Consider the following 18,389-nt stretch of genomic DNA (forward strand, 5'->3'; position numbering starts at 1 on the left):
GCCTCTTTTTATTTCGGGGATTTATTCTTGCCGGCTTTTCTCGGCGCGGCTTGCCAACCGCTCGAGCGCTTCCCGCAGGCGTGGATTGCCGACGATGTCGGCGGATTCGCGAAGGTTTTCCGCCGCGACGGCAGACAGGGTCAAGCTGCGACGTGCCGCACGTTGTGTGGACGTGGTGGGTTGCACCTTGAAAAGGATTTTCGCTAAGTTCGCGAATTCTTCGAAAGCCTGCAGCTGCCGCTGCAGGCGCCGCTGCTGATAGCGCAGGCGTGTGGCCCAGTGGCCATCGGTGACGATCAGCAGCAGGCAACCGCCGCGCCACGAAGCCACATGGCAGTACGGGCGCGCCGCCGGTTGCAACTGGCTTTCCAGCAGTTGCTGCAGGCGGCAGATGCGCTGGGCTTCGGCGAACAGCATCTGCAGCGGCCTGGCCTGGCGCAGCAACTGGGTCGATGCCTGGGCGGGCAAGGGACGAAAAGACATGGCGGGAAGCCTGGGGGTTACTGAGTCGGAATGGTAGCAGAAAGCGTTTCGCTACTGCCGGCCCGTATGAAGGATAAGTCATGCACATCATTTTTCTGAGCCGGCACCATGGGGCCGCTCGCTCCGTCCATCTGCAGCCGCGGTTGCTGATGCTGGCCGGGGCCTGCGTGGTCGGTGCCAGCCTGTTGGCCGGGGGCTTCATGGGCGCCTGGCTGTTCCGCGCGCCGGCTCCGGTGGCCGGCATCGAAGTCGATGCCGCGCTGCAGGCGCAGAGCGCCGAGATCAGCAGCGCCCGCGAGGACGCGCAGCGGCAGATGGACGCACTGAGCGTGCATCTCGGCGAACTGCAGGCGCGCCTGGTTCGGCTGGATGCCCTCGGCGAACGTCTCACCGAGCTGGCCGACGTCGACCCCGACGAGTTCGACTTCTCCCTGAGCGTCGGTCAGGGTGGCGTCGACGAACCGCTGGAGGGCAGCGCCTATGCCCCGCCGTCGTTCATGGCGACGCTGGACGAACTGGCGGCACGCCTGGATACCCGCGAGCAGCAGCTCGAGGTGCTGGAGCAACTGCTCGCCGACAAGCACATCAGCCAGTCGACCTACCTGGCCGGCCAGCCGGTGCGCCAGGGCTACATCTCCTCGCCGTTCGGGCGCCGGGTCAATCCGGTGAGCGGCCGCCTGAGCATGCACAAGGGCATCGACTTCGCCGCGCCGGCCGGCAGCGACGTGGTGGCCGTGGCGGCGGGGGTGGTGACCTGGTCCGGGCGCAAGAACGGCTATGGCAACGTGGTCGAGGTCGGGCACGCCGATGGCTACACCACGTTGTATGCCCATAACCAGAAGAACCTGGTCGAGGTCGGTGACCTGGTCAAGCGCGGCCAGGTGCTGGCCAAGGTCGGCAGCACCGGACGCTCCACCGGCTACCACGTACATTTCGAAGTGATGAAGGGTGGCCGGGTAATGAATCCGCAAAGCTTCATCGCACGCGCGTCTGTTTCCGAGTGAGCGATGCGCATTGATCTGCTGTACTTTTCTCATACCCGTTTCCGGGTAGAATGTTCCCTTTCATGCCGTTGATCGGCACGGGCCGCCGGATGGGTGAGCCTTCCATTCCCCACGTGTGGATGACCAAGTCGATATGTTTGCGCCTTTGTTGAAGAAACTCTTTGGAAGCAAGAACGAGCGTGATGTAAAGCGCATGGCCAAGGCTGTACAGGCCATCAATGCGCTCGAGCCCCAGATGGTGGCGCTCTCCGACGAGCAGTTGAAGGCGAAAACGGCTGAATTCCAGCAGCGCTACGCCAAGGGCGAAACGCTCGACCAATTGCTGCCCGAAGCCTTCGCCGTGGTTCGCGAGGCTGGCAAGCGGGTGATGGGCATGCGCCACTTCGACGTCCAGCTGATCGGCGGCATGACCCTGCACGACGGCAAGATCGCCGAAATGCGTACCGGCGAGGGCAAGACCCTGGTGGGCACCCTGCCGGTCTACCTCAACGCGCTGTCCGGCAAGGGCGTGCACGTGGTCACGGTGAACGACTACCTGGCGCGCCGCGACGCCAACTGGATGCGCCCGCTGTACGAGTTCCTCGGCCTCAGCGTCGGCGTGGTCACTCCCTTCCAGCCGCCGGAAGACAAGCGCGCCGCCTACGCCGCCGACATCACCTACGGCACCAACAACGAATTCGGCTTCGATTACCTGCGCGACAACATGGCCTTCAGCCTGGACGACAAGTTCCAGCGCGAGCTGAACTTCGCCGTGGTCGACGAAGTGGACTCGATCCTCATCGACGAGGCGCGTACCCCGCTGATCATCTCCGGCCAGGCCGAAGACAGCTCCGAGCTGTACATCAAGATCAACAAGCTGATCCCGCGTCTCAAGCGCCAGGTCGAAGAGGTCGAGGGCAAGCCGACCGAGGAAGGCCACTACAGCATCGACGAGAAGACCCGCCAGGTCGAACTCAACGAGCAGGGCCACCAGTTCATCGAGGACCTGCTGAGCCAGAACGGCCTGCTCGGCGAAGGCGAGAGCCTCTACTCGGCGCACAACCTGAGCCTGCTGACCCACGTCTACGCAGCGCTGCGCGCGCACACCCTGTTCCACCGCAACGTCGAGTACATCGTCCAGGGCGACCAGATCCTCCTGATCGACGAGCACACCGGCCGCACCATGCCTGGCCGTCGCCTGTCCGAGGGCCTGCACCAGGCCATCGAGGCGAAGGAGGGCCTGCCGATCCAGGCCGAGAGCCAGACCCTGGCCTCCACCACCTTCCAGAACTACTTCCGCCTGTACAACAAGCTGGCCGGCATGACCGGCACCGCAGATACCGAGGCCTTCGAGTTCCGCCAGATCTACGGTCTCGACGTGGTGGTGATCCCGACCCACCGGCCGATCGCGCGCAAGGACTTCAACGACCTGGTCTACCTGACCCAGGAAGAGAAGTACGCGGCGATCATCACCGACATCAAGCAGTGCCAGGCCCTCGGCCGGCCGATCCTGGTTGGCACCGCGTCGATCGAGAGTTCCGAGTACGTTTCCAAGCTGTTGCAAGAGGCAGGCATCGAGCACAAGGTGCTCAACGCCAAGTACCACGAGAAGGAAGCCGAGATCATCGCCCAGGCTGGCGCGCCCGGTTCGGTGACCATCGCCACCAACATGGCCGGCCGCGGTACCGACATCCTCCTCGGCGGCAACTGGGAAGTCGAAGTCGCGGCCCTGGAGAACCCCACCGAGGAGCAGATCGCCCAGATCAAGGCCGAATGGCAGAAGCGCCACCAGCAGGTGATCGAGGCGGGTGGCCTGCACGTGATCGCCTCCGAGCGCCACGAATCCCGCCGGATCGACAACCAGTTGCGCGGCCGTGCCGGTCGTCAGGGCGACCCGGGTTCCAGCCGCTTCTACCTGTCGCTGGAAGACAACCTGATGCGGATCTTCGCCTCCGACCGGGTGAAGAACTTCATGAAGGCGCTGGGCATGCAGTCCGGCGAGGCGATCGAGCACCGAATGGTGACCAACGCCATCGAGAAGGCCCAGCGCAAGGTCGAAGGGCGCAACTTCGACATCCGCAAGCAACTGCTGGAATTCGATGACGTAGCCAACGAGCAGCGCAAGGTGATCTACCACATGCGCAACACCCTGCTGTCGGCAGAGGACGTGGGCGAGACCATCAAGGAGTTCCGCGAGGAAACCCTCAGCGCCACCATCAACCAGCACATTCCCCCGCAGTCGCTGCCCGAGCAGTGGGACATCGAAGGCCTGGAGGCCGCGCTGTACAGCGACTTCGCCGTGCGCCTGCCGATCCAGCAGTGGCTGGACGAAGACGACAAGCTGTACGAGGAAACCCTGCGTAGCAAGATCCTCGAGCAGATCGTCGCCGCCTACTACGAGAAGGAAGAGCTGGCCGGCGCCGAAGCCCTGCGCGCCTTCGAGAAGCAGATGCTGCTGCGGGTACTGGACGACCTGTGGAAGGACCACCTGTCGACCATGGACCACCTGCGGCACGGCATCCACCTGCGTGGCTACGCGCAGAAGAATCCGAAGCAGGAATACAAGCGCGAGTCCTTCACCCTGTTCCAGGAGTTGCTGGACTCGATCAAGCGCGACACCATCCGCGTGCTGTCCCACGTCCAGGTCCGTCGCGAAGACCCGGCCGAAGAGGAGGCCCGCCTGCGTCGCGAGGCGGAGGAACTGGCCAAGCGCATGCAGTTCCAGCACGCCGAGGCTCCCTCGATGGAGCAGGCCGTGGCCGGCGAGGAAGAAGAGCTTCCCGAGGGCCCGGCTCCGGTCGTGCCGCTCGAGCCTGTGCGCAACGAGCAGAAGATCGGCCGCAACGAGCCTTGCCCGTGCGGTTCCGGCAAGAAATACAAGCACTGCCACGGGCAGCTGGACTAAGCTTCCCGCCTGGTTCACCAACGCCGCGACCGGTCCTGCCGCTCGCGGCGTTTGTTCGAATTGGCGCCAGACCGGCGCCGATGCGTTTTCCGTCACGCCGTCGCAGACGGCATCGAGTCCACTGTTTGGTAAAGGAGCGCGTTCCCATGGCTGTCGGTCTTGGCCCCCTGTCCACCCTGCACCCGGTCCCCGGTTTCGAACTCGGCATCGCTTCCGCCGGCATCAAGCGACCGGGGCGCAAAGACGTGGTGGTCATGCGCTGCGCCGAAGGCTCCAGCGTGGCCGGGGTGTTCACCCTGAACGCGTTCTGTGCCGCGCCGGTGACCCTGGCCAAGCAGCGTTTCCTCGGTGAGGTGCGCTACCTGTTGACCAATACCGGCAACGCCAACGCCGGTACCGGCGAGGCCGGCCTCGCCGCCGCCGCGCAAACCTGCGCCAAGCTCGCCGAACTGGCCGGGGTCGCCGAGACTTCGGTGCTGCCATATTCCACCGGGGTGATCGGCGAGCCCCTGCCGGTGGCCAAGATCGAGGCGGCGTTGCCTGCGGCCCTGGCCGACCTGGCCGAGGACCGCTGGGCCGAAGCTGCCGCGGGGATCATGACCACCGATACCCTGCCCAAGGGCGCCAGCCGCCAGTTCGTGCACGATGGCGTGACCGTGACCGTCACCGGGATCAGCAAGGGCGCCGGGATGATCAAGCCGAACATGGCGACCATGCTCGGTTATATCGCCACCGACGCCAAGGTCGCCCAGGGCGTGCTGCAGGATCTGTTGCGCGACGCCGCCAACAAGTCCTTCAACCGCATCACCATCGACGGCGATACCTCCACCAACGACTGCTGCATGCTGATTGCCACCGGTCGCGCGGCGCTGCCGGAAGTCACCCAGGCCAGCGGCGCGCTGTTCGCCGCGTTGAAGCAAGCGGTACTGGAGGTTTCCATGGAGCTGGCCCAGGCCATCGTTCGCGATGGCGAGGGCGCGACCAAGTTCGTCACTGTCCAGGTCAACGGCGGCGCCACCCACCAGGAGTGCCTGGATGTCGGCTATGCCGTGGCCCACTCGCCGCTGATCAAGACCGCGCTGTTCGCCTCCGACCCGAACTGGGGACGCATCCTCGCCGCGGTCGGACGTGCCGGCGTGGCCAATCTGGACGTGAGCAAGATCGACGTGTTCCTTGGCGACGTCTGTATCGCCAGCCGTGGCGGCCGGGCGGCCAGTTACACCGAGGAGCAGGGCGCGGCGGTGATGGCCCAGGCCGAGATCGGCATCCGCATCGAACTGGGACGCGGCACCTGCAGCGAGACCATCTGGACCACCGACCTGTCCCACGAATACGTGAAGATCAACGCAGAGTACCGCACCTGAAGCCAGGCATTCCGATCCTTCATCGATGGATGAAAATCGGGAATTTGCCATCGGTCCGTGCGCCTCTTAAGTTCTCTGGTGCATGGCCGTCCGCGTCGGGCGGCCGAAGAGGAGAGGCGCATGGCCCTGACCATCGTGATTGGCAATCGCAATGACTCGTCCTGGTCGCTGCGGGGCTGGCTGGCCCTGCGCATGAGCGGGGCGGCGTTCGACGAGATACTCGTCCCGCTGGGGCGGCCCGATAGCCGGGAGCGGATCCTGCAATATTCGCCGACCGGCAAGGTGCCCTTGCTGAAAAGCGAGGATGGCGACATCTGGGATTCCCTGGCCATCGCCGAGTACCTCGCCGAGCGCTTCCCCGAGGCCCACCTGTGGCCGCGCGGCGAGGCGGCGCGGGCGCTGGCCCGTTCGGTCTGCGCGGAAATGCACAGCGGTTTCGCCGCGTTGCGCGGCGAGCTGCCGATGGACCTGCGGCGCCAGCAGCCATTGGTGGAATTGTCCGAGGCGACACGACAGGATATTCAACGTATCTGCGAAGCCTGGGCGGATTGCCGGCGGCGCTTCGGCCAGGACGGTCCGTTCCTGTTCGGCCACGCCAGCCTGGCGGATGCGTTCTACGCACCGGTGGCGGCGCGTTTCCGCAGTTATGCGGTGGAGTTGCCGGATATCGCCCGGACCTATGTCGAGACGATTTATCAGTGGCCTGCGTTCCGCACCTGGTACGACGCGGCATTGCGCGAGCAGGCCGGTAGTTGATGGCCGTCCGCCGCTTCCGGCGGTGCGTGACGGCAGTAGCGAGGAGATGATCCGTGAAACGAGTACATGTCGCCGCGGCCGTGATTCGTGGCTCCGATGGCCGGGTGCTGATCGCCCGGCGGCCGGAAGACAAGCATCAGGGCGGCCTGTGGGAGTTTCCCGGGGGCAAGGTGGAGGACGGCGAGCCGGTGCGCGCGGCGTTGGCCCGTGAGCTGGAAGAGGAACTGGGCATCCGTGTCGAGCGGGCCCGGCCGCTGATCCAGGTTCGCCACGACTATGCCGACAAGCATGTCCTGCTCGATGTCTGGGAGGTCGACGGGTTTTCCGGCGAAGCCCACGGCGTCGAGGGCCAACCGCTGGCCTGGGTGGAGCCGCGCGAGCTGGCGGACTACGAGTTCCCCGCCGCCAACGCGCCGATCGTCCAGGCCGCGCGCCTGCCGGCGCACTATCTGATCACCCCGGACGGCCTGGAGCCGGGCGAGCTGATCAGCGGCGTACGCAAGGCGGTGGAGGCGGGCATCCGCCTGATCCAGTTGCGCGCGCCGAACATGTTCAGTCCCGAATACCGCGATCTCGCCATCGATATCCAGGGACTCTGCGCCGGCAAGGCGCAACTGATGCTGAAAGGCCCGCTGGAGTGGCTGGGCGACTTCCCGGCTGCCGGTTGGCACCTGACCTCCGCTCAACTGCGCAAATACGCCAGCGCCGGTCGGCCGTTCCCCGAAGGGCGCCTGCTGGCCGCCTCCTGCCACGACGCGGAGGAACTGGCCCTGGCCGCCTCGATGGGAGTGGAGTTCGTCACCCTTTCGCCGGTACAGCCGACCGAGAGCCATCCCGGCGAGCCGGCGCTGGGGTGGGACAAGGCCGCCGAACTGATCGCCGGCTTCAACCAGCCGGTCTACCTGCTGGGTGGCGTCGGTCCGCAGCAAGCCGAGCAGGCTTGGGAGCATGGAGCCCAGGGCGTGGCGGGTATCCGTGCGTTCTGGCCGGGCGGCCTTTGACGGTGGAATGAAGAAAAAAGGAGGCTTCGGCCTCTTTTTTTCGTCTCGATGCCGAGCCCTCGCTCGCCGTCAGTCCGGTTTTGCCGCCGCCTCCCAGAGAATCTCCGCCACGCCCTGGCGCCGGGCGATGGCGCGGGCGGCGACGAACAGCAGGTCGGAGAGCCGGTTCAGGTAGCGCAGGCCGACGCCCTCCAGCGTTTCCTCCTGGTCCAGCGCCTGGCAGCGCCGTTCGGCGCTGCGCGCCAGACTGCGGCAGACATGGGCCTGGGCGACCAGGCGGGAACCGCCGGGGAGGATGAAATTCTTCAGCGGGCCCAGCTCGTCGTTCCAGCGGTCGATGCAGCTTTCCAGGCGTGCCACTTCCGTCTCGTCCAGGGCCCGATACTCCGGCATCGCCAGCTCCCCGCCGAGGTCGAACAGGCGGTGTTGCACTGGCGCCAGCGCCTGGACGATCTCCTCCAGGCCGGGATGTGCGCCACGCGCTTCCAGCAGCTCGGCAAGGAGCAGGCCCAACTGGCTGTTCAATTCGTCCACCGCGCCGATCGCCTCGATGCGTGGATGGCTCTTGGGCACCCGGCGTCCGCCGGCCAGGCCGGTCTCGCCGCGGTCGCCGGTACGGGTGTAGATCTTCGACAATCGATTGCCCATGGTTTCAACCTTCCTCTTCGTCGCCCCGCCGCAGGCTGCTACCGGGTTGCGGCAGAGCGGGCGGCAGGGCCTTGGCTTGTGCCGGGGCGACCGCTTCGGAGCTTTCCAGCGGCAGGCGGATGCTGAAGCAGGTGCCGCGGCCCAGTTCCGAACGTACTTCCATCTGGCCCTTGTGATTGTTGGTGATGATGAAATACGAGACGGACAGGCCGAGACCGGTGCCCTGGCCGACTTCCTTGGTGGTGAAGAACGGCTCGAAGATACGCTTGCGCACCAGTTCGGGCATGCCGCTGCCGTTGTCTTCCACCTGGACTTCCGCCCAGGGCGGCGTCAGGCGCGTGCGCAGGACGATCCGACCCTGTTCGCCTTCCTCTTCGTCGTCGCGCTGGTGGATGGCCTGGGCGGCGTTCTTCAGCAGGTTGAGCAGGACCTGCTCGACCTCGTTGGCGATCACCGGCACCGGGCCGAGGTTGGGGTCGAACTCGTGGACGATCTGCAACGACTTGAAGTCGAAGCCTTCGGCCAGGTCGAAGTCGTTGCCGGCGATTTCCACCGCCTGTTCGAGCAGTGCGGGCAGTTCGCAAGCGGTCATCTGCCGGTGGCTGCGGCGGCTGAAGGCGAGCATGTGGGTGACGATCTTCGCTGCCCGCGAGCCGGCGTGCTGGATGCCTTCCAGCAGGCGCGGGATGTCGCGGCCGTCGAGGTAGTGATTGATGTCTTCCAGCGGCACTCCGACCTCGGCCGCCAGCTCGACGTTCTTCGCCAGCTCCGGGGACAGGCGCCGCTTGATGTTCTGCACGTTGTGCAGGATCGCGCCGAGCGGGTTGTTGATCTCGTGGGCCATGCCGGCGGCGAGGCTGCCGACCGAGAGCATCTTCTCCGATTGCACCATCACTTCTTCCAGGCTCAGCCGCTGGGTGATGTCATCGATGCGGATCACCGCGCCGCGGCCGGTGCCGCCCATCAGCGGGTAGAAGGTCAGGGCGTAGTGGCGTGGCGTGTCGATCAGCGCCCAGGTGACCCGTTCGACACGCTCCACGCTGTGCTTCTCGGCAGCCCGGGTGAGCTGCGGAAGGAACGGCTTTAGCGAGGGAAAGGCGAGGAACACCGGCTGGTTGACCGCATCGTCCAGGCTGGTGCCGGAAAGCTGGCTGGCCTCCTGGTTCCACTGCGTGACGTAGAGTTGCTCGTCCACCGCGATCAGCGCCGAAGGCATGGAGTCGATGATGCTGTTGAGGTAGTGCTGGAAACCGGTGAGCTTCTTCTCGATCTTGCTGCGCACCTGCACTTCCAGTTCCAGCTTGCGGTTCGAGCGGCGGGTTTCCTCGGCCAGGCTCTGGGCCTGCTCGACCGCTTCCTGGGCATCGTCGCGGGCGCGCTTGAGCTGCTGCTCGCGGGCCTCGATGCGGGTCAGCATGGTGTTGAACGCGTCGGCCAGGCGGCCGATTTCGTCGCCGTTGCCGCGCTGGGCGCGGAGGGCGTAGTTCTCCTCGCGGGTGACCTGTCGCGACAGTTCCTCGAGATCGCGGATCGGCCGGGTGATCAGGCGGCGTATCTGCTGCGCCACCAGCAGCCAGAGCAGCACGCTGACGCCGAGGATCGCCAGGCTGGCGGTGAGGGTTCCGGTGTAGAACGCGCTCGGCAGTTCGCCGCTGGCCACCAGCAGCAGGTAGCCGGGGCGGGCGTTTTCCTGGGGCAGTTCGATCAGCGCGTTGAGGCGGTACTCGCCGCGCCTCCAGTGCTCCAGGCGGTCCAGGCGGGCCGGCAGCTTGAGGGTGTCGCCGCGTTGCAGGTCGGCTAGCATCAGCCCATTGCTGTCGTACAGGGCCGCGGCGCGCAACGGCTGGTAATCGTTGAGCTGGCGCAGCAGGACCTCGGCGGTCTGCGGCGAACTGAGCGCCGGCTGGCTGAGCGCCGGGTTGGCGATCAGCCGGCCGATGGTCTGCATCGCCTGGGGGGCGACGCTCTCCTGGGAAATCCAGTAGGCGGCGCTGATGAACGCCAGGTTGGCCACCAGCAGCACGGTGGCCAGCAGGATCAGCAGGGCGGCGAGCAGTTTCTGCCCTACGGGCAGGTTGTCGAGGCGCTGGCGCAGGTTCATGGGCTCTGGCGGTCCGCGGCGAAAAGGAATGGCGGGCAGGGTAACGCGCTTTAGCGGTCGGGCAAACCGCGCTGGCGCAGATGGGCCTGGAGGCGGGCGAGCAAGGTTCCCAGGCGCGGCAGCGGTAGTCCCAGGCGCTGCCCATGCTGGCAGGCGTAGCCGAGCAGATAGCCGATTTCCGTGCGCCGGCCGCGGGTGACGTCCTGATGCATCGAGGAATAGTTGGCCGCGGTGGCGTCGATCACCGCCCGGACATCCTCCAGCAGGCTCCTGGCGGCGGCGTCGTAGCCGCTGGCGTGGAGCAACTGGCCGAGTTCGTCGCAAAGCGCGGCGATCTCTTCCGGGTGCTGCCGCAGGCCGCCGTTGCGGCAATCGTGGAGGACGGTCAGCGGGTTGATCGCGCAGTTCAGGGCCAGCTTGCGCCACAGGCGTTCGAGGATGTCGTCGCTCCAGCTGTGCGGGATCCCGGCCTGGGACAGCTGCGCCAGCCAGGCGGGGGCGCTTGTGTCGCGCGGATCGCCGAGCCAGGTGTGCCCGCGGCCGGCGAAGACCACGCGGAAATCGCCATCGCGGAACGCGCCTTCGGTGCTGGAGGCGAACAGGCAGCGGCTGCGCGGCAGGCGGGCGGCGACCGCCTGCTGGCTGCCCAGGCCGTTCTGCAGCAACAGCAGTTCGGCGTTGCCGGCCAGGCGATGGGCCACGCTGGAGGCGGCTTCCTCCGCGTCGTAGGCCTTGCAGGCCAGCAGCAGGCGCTGGATGGGTTGCCCGCCGTCCGGGGTTTCCGCGGCGATCGGGTAGAGGCTGGCCTGGCCGTCTTCCACCAGGCTCAGTCCGCCGGCCTGTTGGTAGCGGCGCAGGCGCTGGCGGTCGCGCAGGATCAGGCGGACGGGCAGGCCGGCGCGCCCGAGGCGCGCGGCCCAGAGGCTGCCGAGGCTACCGGCGCCGAGGATATGCCAGGTCATGGTGGCTACTGCGAATGGCTGACGATAGAGCGAAGTCTAGCGCAGTGCCGGTAGCCGGCAGGTTGCGATCCTGCCGCTGGCATAGGCATCGGGCAACAGGGCCTCGGTGCGCTGCAGCAGTTCGTCGATGCCCAGCGGCAATGCCCCGCTGTCGAGGCCGAGCATGGCGATGCCGGCTTTCAGGCTGATGAAGCCTTCGCTGGTCTTGAAGGCCTTCAGGTTGAGCCCGTCGTGCAGCCGCTTGAAGCTGCTCGACGAGCATTCGTGCAGGTCCTCCACCAAGGTGATCAGGGCGAAATGCTGCTCGTCCAGGCGCACCAGCACGTCCAGCGGCCGGACCAGCTGTTGCAGGCGCCTGGCCACGCCGAGCAGCAGCTCGCGATGGAAGGCCTCGCCGTGCCGCTGGCGCAGGACCGGTGCCTCGGGCATGCCGACCAGCAGGTAGCACAGCGCTCCACCGCGGGTTTCCACCTGGCGCAGGCTGTCGGCCAGCTTCTGGCGCAGGTAGCGGGGATTGCCGAGGCCGGTGAGGGTATCCACCAGGTTGCGTTCTTCCATCCGCGCGATGTTTTCGGTGAGCAGGCGGTTTTCCACCAGCAACCGTTGCAGGGTGTTGCACAGGCGGTCGGCTGCGTAGATGCGCGGCACCAGTTGCTCGTTCATTGCGGCCTTGCTGACGAAGTCGTCGACGCCGCGGTCGAAGGCCTCGCCGAGGACGTTCTCGCCTTCCTTGCCGGTGAGCAGGACGATGTAGGTGTAGTGGTTGATGCTTTCGTCCAGTTGGCGGACCCGGGCGGTCAGTTCCAGGCCGTCCATCTCCGGCATCAGCCAGTCGGCCAGGAGCACGCTGACCGGGCGTTGTTCGAGCTGCTGCAGGGCCTCGCTGGCGCTGCTGGCGAAGCGGATGTCCTGGTAGCCGGCCTGGCTGAGGGCGCGGCCGATCATGGCGCTGGAAAACTTGGCGTCGTCGACGACCAGGATGCTGAGATCGGGGTTGGGCATGAACGGACTCGAGAAGAGGATGGGCGCCGGTACGCTGCCGGCAAGGGCCCGGTTCGTCGCGGGAGGCCGGGTCCCGGCCGCGATCGCGCGCGCCATCGGGAAGAAATCGTCGGTCTCCGCCACACCGGCGGGCATTCGCTCGCGAGGGCTCGGTTATAATGGGCGGGCATTTTTTACCGTCAAGCCAGGCGCGGTTCCGTCTGTGAACCCTGTCGCGCCGTCCATCTGGAGAGATGACATGCCTTCGTTCGACGTGGTGTCCGAACTGGACAAACACGAGTTGACCAACGCCGTGGACAACGCCATCAAGGAACTGGATCGCCGTTTCGACCTGAAAGGCAAATGCAGTTTCGAAGCCAAGGACAAGTCGGTGACCCTCACCGCCGAAGCCGATTTCATGCTCGAGCAGATGCTCGACATCCTGCGTTCCAACCTGGTCAAGCGCAAGGTCGACAGCCAGTGCATGGAGATCAAGGATGCCTACCCGTCGGGCAAGGTGGTCAAGCAGGAAGTGAACTTCCGCGAGGGCATCGACAAGGACCTGGCGAAGAAGATCGTCGGCCTGATCAAGGAGCGCAAGCTCAAGGTCCAGGCCGCCATCCAGGGCGAGCAGGTGCGCGTCACCGGCAAGAAGCGCGACGATCTGCAGGAGGCCATCGCCCTGCTGCGCGGCGAATCCCTCGGCATGCCGCTGCAGTTCACCAACTTCCGCGATTGACGAGGTTTTTCGGAACCTCTCGCCATCCCGGGCATCGCAATAGGGAGTAGCGCCGCCGCGGCCTCTCCCGCGTTGTCCGCCCCTGTCGGCGCAGCGTCGGTTCGTCCGCGCTGCGCCGATTCGTATCCAGGCCCGGGAACGTCGGCCCACGGCGTCCGGGCAGGAATCTGCAAGCCCGTCCCGTTTCCGTTGCGGAAGGGAGGGGTGTTTTTTCGAGAAATGGAGGTAATGCATGGAATTGAACTACGACCGACTGGTGCAGCAGACCGAGTCCTGGCTGCCGATCGTGCTGGAGTACAGCGGCAAGGTCGCCCTGGCGCTGCTGACCCTGGCGATCGGCTGGTGGCTGATCAACACCCTGACCGGCCGGGTCGGCGGCCTGCTCGCCAGGCGCAGCGTCGACCGCACCCTGCAGGGCTTCGTCGGCAGCCTGGTGAGCATCGTCCTGAAGATCCTGCTGGTGGTCAGCGTGGCTTCCATGATCGGCATCCAGACCACCAGCTTCGTCGCCGCCATCGGCGCCGCCGGCCTGGCCATCGGCCTGGCCCTGCAGGGCAGCCTGGCTAACTTCGCTGGCGGCGTGCTGATCCTGCTGTTCCGCCCGTTCAAGGTCGGCGACTGGATCGAGGCGCAGGGCGTGGCCGGCACCGTGGATTCGATCCTGATCTTCCACACCGTGCTGCGTAGCGGCGACAACAAGCGGATCATCGTGCCCAACGGGGCGCTGTCCAACGGAACGGTGACCAACTACTCCGCCGAGCCGCTGCGCAAGGTGATCTTCGACGTCGGCATCGACTACGACGCCGACCTGAAGAATGCGCAGAACATTCTCCTGGCCATGGCCGACGACCCGCGGGTTCTGAAGGACCCGGCACCGGTGGCGGTGGTTTCCAATCTCGGCGAAAGCGCGATTACCCTGTCCCTGAGGGTCTGGGTGAAGAACGCCGACTACTGGGACGTGATGTTCATGTTCAACGAAAAGGCCCGCGACGCGCTGGGCAAGGAAGGTATCGGCATTCCCTTCCCGCAGCGGGTGGTCAAGGTTGTGCAGGGCGCGATGGCCGACTGAGGTCCGTACGATCCACGAAAAGGCCGGCGAATGCCGGCCTTTTTCATTCTTGCCTCAGTGCTGCTCGGCGTTCTGGTGTCCCGGCGCCGGCGTCTCGCTGGACGGCGCGCGGCGCAGCCACAACCAGCCGATCAGCAGCAGGGTGGGAATGCCCATCACCGCGGTGACGTAGAAGAAGTGCTCGTAGCCGAGGCTCTCGACCATGGTTCCGGAGTAGCCGCCGATGAAGCGCGGCAGCAGGAGCATGGTCGAGCTGAGCATGGCGTACTGGGTGGCGGAGAACTTCAGGTTGGTCAGGCTCGACAGGTAGGCGACGAAGGCCGAGGCGGCGAGGCCGCCGCTGAAGTTGTCGAGGGTGATGGTCATCACCAGCATCAGCACGTGCGGCTCGAGCGCCATCACCAGGCTGATCACGTCATGGCTGGGTAGGGCCTCGGCGTGCAGCGGGCCGAGCTGGGCGAGCATGGCGAACAGCAGGTTGGTGGCAGCCGAAGCGGCACCGCCGATGAACAGGATGGAGAGGATGCTGAAGCGGGCGATCAGTACCCCGCCGGCGGCGGCGCCGATCAGGGTCATGAGTACGCCGAAGACCTTGCTGACACTGGCGATGACTTCCTTGGAGAAGCCCATGTCGATGTAGAAGACCCCGGCCATCACCCCCATCACCGTGTCCGACAGGCGATAGGTGGAGATCAGGCCGAGCAGCAGCAGGGCCTGCCAGCGATAGCGCTGGACGAACTCGGTGATCGGCGTCAGCACCGGGGCCATCAGCAGGCGTCCGGGTGCCGACAGGCAGGACGCGGCGATCAGCAGGAACAGCGTGCCGCGCGGCCAGGCGCCGGAGTAGTAGGCGCGGCACATGGCGGTGACGGTGACGAGGAGGATGATCAGCACCATCACCGAGACCGCCTGGTGGACGAAATCGAACAGCGGCACTTCCTTGCCGCGCGCCGCCACCAGCAGCGGCCTGCGCACGGTGGCGAGCAGTTCGCGGACCGGGCGGATCTGCTGGCGTCCCCACGGCGACAGGCAGATCCCCATGAGCAGCGCGTAGAGGCCGGCGCGCGGCCAGGCGCGGTCGAGAAGGGCGGTGATCATCGCCGGCAGCGAGATCAGCAGGATCAGCAGCAGGAGCACCGAGAGCAGTTGGTGGTTGAAGTCGAAACGCGACGGGTTGACGTGGATCGGCACGTCCACCGCCGGCTCGCGGATCAGCAGGCTGGTGACCAGCCCAGGCAGGATCAGCAGGGCGAACAACGCATAGGTCAGGCCCCAGGCCGATTGGTTGTAGTTGAGGCTGGTGGAGCCGAACCATTCGGCGAGAATCAGCGCGCCGGCGCTGGCCAGCAGGATCGCCGCGCGGTAGCCGGTCATGTAGCAGGCAGCGAGGGCGGCCTGGCGGCTATCCTCGGCGATTTCCAGGCGGTAGGCGTCGATCGCGATGTCCTGGGTGGCGGAGGCGAACGCCACCAGCAGGGCCAGGCCGATCAGCCAGGGCAGGTGGCTCTGCGGATTGCACAGGGCCATGCCGAGCAGTCCCAGGGCGATCAGCACCTGCGAGAACACCAGCCAGGAACGGCGCCGGCCGAGACGGCCGACGAAGGGCAGGCGCCACTGGTCGAGCATCGGCGACCAGACCCACTTGAAGGCGTACACCAGCCCCAGCCAACTGGCGAAACCGATGGTATCCCGCGCCACGCCGGCTTCGCGCAGCCACACTGACAGGGTGTTGAACACCAGCATGGTCGGCAGGCCGGCGGCGAAGCCGAGCAGCAGGAGGGCCAGGCTGGCGGGAGACTTGTAGGCGACCAGGGCCTCTCGCCAGGATTGCTGAGTCATGGGGTAACCGTTCCGCAAAAAATAACGCGCACTCTAACCGCTCTACTTCGCTGTAAGCCAGCCATGCCGACGTATGTCCACCCTGTCGTTGTGCAGGAGAACGCCTTCCTCGCGCAAGCGTGCGCGTTGTTCGCGACCGCCGGGACTGTCCGCCGGCAGGCTGATGCGACCGCCGGCGGCGAGAACCCGATGCCAGGGCAGGCGGGTATCCACCGGCAACTGGCTGAGCGTCCTGCCGACCCAGCGGGCGGCGCGGCCTAGGCCGGCCAGTTCGGCCAGTTGCCCGTAGCTGACCACCTGCCCCGGCGGCACCTGCGCCAGCACCAGGTACAGGGCCTCGCGGCGCGCCTGGGCACTTGCCGGGTCGCTGCCGGCCCAGGCATGCTCATCGGTTTTCCCTTTCCTGTCCGCCTTGTGAACGCCCATGTCGCTCAGAGCCCTCTGTTCAATCGTCGTGATGCTCCTGGCCGGCCCCGCGCTGGCCGACACCGTATGGCTGGACAACGGCGACCGCCTGTCCGGCGAGATCGTGCTGATGGACGGCGGCAAGCTGGCGCTGAAGACCCGTTATGCCGGCCAGGTGCTGATCGATTGGAAGGATATCGACACCATCAGTTCCGACAAACCCCTGCTGATCAAGCAGCAGGGCGTATCCGGGCAGCGTAGCCGAACCCTGGAGGCGGCGGGCAAGGGCATGGTGCGGATCGTCGATGGCGGCAGCCATACCGTCCCGCTGGCCAGTATTCGCCAGATGGTGCCGCCGCGACCGCTGGTGGAGGACCTGGTCTGGGAGGGCAATCTCGACGTCAAGCTGGATAGCAAGCGCAACGACAGCGACAAGGACGAATGGAAGCTCAAGGGTGATACCCGGCTTCGCCACGGTGCCTGGCGCCACGTGCTGGCGGGGGAAGTGGAGCGGGAAAAGAAGGACGGGCGCAAGGTCGAGGACAACTGGGAGCTGGACTACGACCTCGATCGCTTCTTCGACGAACACTGGTTCTGGCGCGGCAGCTATTCGCAGAAGCACGATGCGATCGACAACCTGGAGCGCCAGAGCGCGCTGGGAACCGGCCCCGGCTACCAGTTCTGGGACGACGAACTCGGGCGTTTCGACCTGGTCGCCGAGATCAGTCGCTGGCAACTGGAGTGGCGCGATCAGCCGCGCGAGGATTTCACCTCCTATTCGCTGGAGTGGGACTACAAGCGGCTGCTCGCCGGCACCCGGCTGGAGCTGTACAGCAAGGGAACCGTGCTGGTTCCCGGCATCGAGCGGATCGACTACCTGCTCGACAGCGAATACGGCCTGCGCTATCGCCTGAACAGTTGGGCGCGTCTTTCGTTCCTCTATGAACTGGACCAGTTGCGCACCGAGGGGGGCACCCAGTCCGACCGGCACTACCTGATCGGGGTCGGCGTCGGCTGGTGACGCGGCTCACCTTTCGGTCGATCCGGCTGAACTTTACCGCCCGTGCCCCGGTCCTTGCTCTGCCGCCCGGCATTTGGATAATGCCGGCCTCTTCGAACCCAACTCAGTTGATTTGTGCTCATGTTGTCGAGAATCCTGCTGTGCCTCGCTGCCCTTGCAAGTTCCACCTCAGCCCTTGCCGATACGGTCTGGATGAAGAACGGTGACCGCCTTACCGGCAAGATCACCCTGTTCGACGGCGGCAAGCTGCTGCTGAAGACCGACTATGGCGGCGACATCACGCTCAAGTGGGACAAGATCTCCACCTTCGAGAGCGAGCAGAACCTGCTGGTCAAGCAGGATGCCGAGACCGGCGAGCATTCCAAGGGCATCAGGGCCGCCGGGCCGGGCCAGGTGACCCTGGTCAATGGCGAGCCGAAGACCGTGGAGCTGGCCAGCATCCAGCAGATGATGCCGCCCAAGCCGATCCTCCAGGACTGGGTATGGAACGGCAACGTCGATTTCTCGCTGGATCGCAAGCAGGCCGAGAACGATGTGTCCGACTACGACATCGATTTCAAGACCAACGCCCGCCACGGACTCTGGCGCCACAACGTGCAGGGCGAGTACAACCGCGAGAAGAAGAACGGCCTGGTCAGCACCGACAATTATTCCGGCCAGTACGCGCTGGACCGCTTCATCGACGACCACTGGTTCTGGCAGGGCCAGGTCGCCTACAAGCGCGACATGATCGAGGACCTGGCGAAGAAGCGTACCGTCGGTACCGGCCCTGGCTACCAGTTCTGGGACAACGAGCTGGGCGCGTTCTCCATTGCCACCCTGGTCAACCGCAACGACTACGAGTTCGCCGACGGCGAGAAGGAACACTTCTATTCGTCGAGCTTCAAGTGGGACTACAACCGCTACCTGCTGGCCAAGCAGTTCGAGCTGTTCACCAACGGCGAGGTCAGCAAGCCGCTGCAATCCGGCCTGGACTACGAGCTGCAGACCGAGGCGGGGATCCGCTACAAGCTGACCAGTTGGGCTTCGCTGAGCATGAAGGCGGAATGGGACAAGTTCAGCGGCAACGACGGCAACGTCAACCAGCGCCGCTATACCTTCGGCCTCGGGGTCGGCTGGTAAGCCGGCCTGC

Annotated in this window: 16 protein-coding genes; 9 read left to right on the forward strand and 7 right to left on the reverse strand. The window is 65.9% G+C overall.

Going from position 1 to position 18,389, the window contains the following annotated elements; all coding sequences use genetic code 11:
- Positions 1-21: 21 nt before the first annotated feature.
- Positions 22-483, reverse strand: coding sequence for a DciA family protein (locus HMPREF2924_RS31255; protein WP_003094105.1), 462 nt, complete (start codon positions 481-483; stop codon positions 22-24).
- Positions 484-563: 80 nt separating this feature from the next.
- On the opposite strand from HMPREF2924_RS31255, the gene HMPREF2924_RS31260 reads away from it, so the two are divergent.
- The 5 genes from HMPREF2924_RS31260 to HMPREF2924_RS31280 all read left to right on the forward strand — a co-directional run bounded on the left by HMPREF2924_RS31260 (position 564) and on the right by HMPREF2924_RS31280 (position 7,492).
- Positions 564-1,487, forward strand: a complete 924-nt coding sequence (locus HMPREF2924_RS31260) for a M23 family metallopeptidase (protein ID WP_070700854.1) — start codon at positions 564-566, stop codon at positions 1,485-1,487.
- Between the two features lie 133 nt (positions 1,488-1,620).
- Positions 1,621-4,371 carry a preprotein translocase subunit SecA gene (secA, locus tag HMPREF2924_RS31265; RefSeq protein WP_003112752.1) on the forward strand — a complete coding sequence of 917 codons (2,751 nt, stop codon included), beginning with the start codon at positions 1,621-1,623 and terminating at the stop codon, positions 4,369-4,371.
- A 146-nt stretch (positions 4,372-4,517) separates the two neighbouring features.
- Entirely contained in the window at positions 4,518-5,735 is a 1,218-nt protein-coding gene (argJ, locus tag HMPREF2924_RS31270; RefSeq protein ID WP_003110156.1) for a bifunctional glutamate N-acetyltransferase/amino-acid acetyltransferase ArgJ, read from the forward strand.
- A 120-nt stretch (positions 5,736-5,855) separates the two neighbouring features.
- Complete coding sequence (locus tag HMPREF2924_RS31275) at positions 5,856-6,491, forward strand: glutathione S-transferase family protein (RefSeq protein ID WP_003110157.1); 636 nt, start codon at positions 5,856-5,858, stop codon at positions 6,489-6,491.
- 53 nt (positions 6,492-6,544) lie between these two features.
- Positions 6,545-7,492 carry a Nudix family hydrolase gene (locus tag HMPREF2924_RS31280; protein WP_003110158.1) on the forward strand — a complete coding sequence of 316 codons (948 nt, stop codon included), beginning with the start codon at positions 6,545-6,547 and terminating at the stop codon, positions 7,490-7,492.
- 69 nt (positions 7,493-7,561) lie between these two features.
- Here HMPREF2924_RS31280 and HMPREF2924_RS31285 read toward each other — a convergent pair whose 3' ends face one another.
- Genes HMPREF2924_RS31285 through HMPREF2924_RS31300 form a run of 4 tightly spaced genes read right to left on the reverse strand, consistent with a single transcriptional unit; the run spans position 7,562 to position 12,340 of the window.
- Positions 7,562-8,140, reverse strand: coding sequence for a cob(I)yrinic acid a,c-diamide adenosyltransferase (locus tag HMPREF2924_RS31285; RefSeq protein ID WP_003094089.1), 579 nt, complete (start codon positions 8,138-8,140; stop codon positions 7,562-7,564).
- 4 nt (positions 8,141-8,144) lie between these two features.
- A complete protein-coding gene (locus tag HMPREF2924_RS31290; RefSeq protein WP_003106517.1) occupies positions 8,145-10,241 on the reverse strand; it encodes a sensor histidine kinase in 2,097 nt (698 codons plus the stop codon).
- Positions 10,242-10,291: 50 nt separating this feature from the next.
- Complete coding sequence (locus tag HMPREF2924_RS31295) at positions 10,292-11,203, reverse strand: putative 2-dehydropantoate 2-reductase (protein ID WP_003110160.1); 912 nt, start codon at positions 11,201-11,203, stop codon at positions 10,292-10,294.
- 36 nt (positions 11,204-11,239) lie between these two features.
- Positions 11,240-12,340 (reverse strand): GGDEF domain-containing response regulator, encoded by a 1,101-nt coding sequence (locus HMPREF2924_RS31300; protein WP_003110161.1) that lies wholly within the window; start codon positions 12,338-12,340, stop codon positions 11,240-11,242.
- Between the two features lie 103 nt (positions 12,341-12,443).
- On the opposite strand from HMPREF2924_RS31300, the gene HMPREF2924_RS31305 reads away from it, so the two are divergent.
- Both HMPREF2924_RS31305 and HMPREF2924_RS31310 read left to right on the forward strand, forming a co-directional pair.
- On the forward strand, positions 12,444-12,923 hold the full coding sequence (locus tag HMPREF2924_RS31305) for a YajQ family cyclic di-GMP-binding protein (protein WP_003094081.1): 480 nt from the start codon (positions 12,444-12,446) through the stop codon (positions 12,921-12,923).
- 232 nt (positions 12,924-13,155) lie between these two features.
- Positions 13,156-13,992, forward strand: a complete 837-nt coding sequence (locus HMPREF2924_RS31310; protein WP_003094078.1) for a mechanosensitive ion channel family protein — start codon at positions 13,156-13,158, stop codon at positions 13,990-13,992.
- 54 nt (positions 13,993-14,046) lie between these two features.
- Here HMPREF2924_RS31310 and ampG read toward each other — a convergent pair whose 3' ends face one another.
- Both ampG and HMPREF2924_RS31320 read right to left on the reverse strand, forming a co-directional pair.
- Positions 14,047-15,831: an MFS transporter AmpG gene (gene ampG / locus HMPREF2924_RS31315; RefSeq protein WP_003134712.1), complete on the reverse strand. Its 1,785-nt coding sequence runs from the start codon at positions 15,829-15,831 to the stop codon at positions 14,047-14,049.
- Positions 15,832-15,873: 42 nt separating this feature from the next.
- Complete coding sequence (locus tag HMPREF2924_RS31320; protein WP_003094074.1) at positions 15,874-16,257, reverse strand: MGMT family protein; 384 nt, start codon at positions 16,255-16,257, stop codon at positions 15,874-15,876.
- Here HMPREF2924_RS31320 and HMPREF2924_RS31325 point away from each other — a divergent pair.
- Positions 16,256-17,257, forward strand: a complete 1,002-nt coding sequence (locus tag HMPREF2924_RS31325; protein ID WP_003120893.1) for a DUF481 domain-containing protein — start codon at positions 16,256-16,258, stop codon at positions 17,255-17,257. The genes HMPREF2924_RS31320 and HMPREF2924_RS31325 overlap by 2 nt on opposite strands.
- Positions 17,258-17,371: 114 nt before the next feature.
- Positions 17,372-18,379 carry a DUF481 domain-containing protein gene (locus HMPREF2924_RS31330; protein WP_003134709.1) on the forward strand — a complete coding sequence of 336 codons (1,008 nt, stop codon included), beginning with the start codon at positions 17,372-17,374 and terminating at the stop codon, positions 18,377-18,379.
- Positions 18,380-18,389 lie beyond the last annotated feature (10 nt).

The organism is Pseudomonas sp. HMSC063H08 (assembly GCF_001813645.1).
GTDB lineage: Bacteria > Pseudomonadota > Gammaproteobacteria > Pseudomonadales > Pseudomonadaceae > Pseudomonas > Pseudomonas aeruginosa.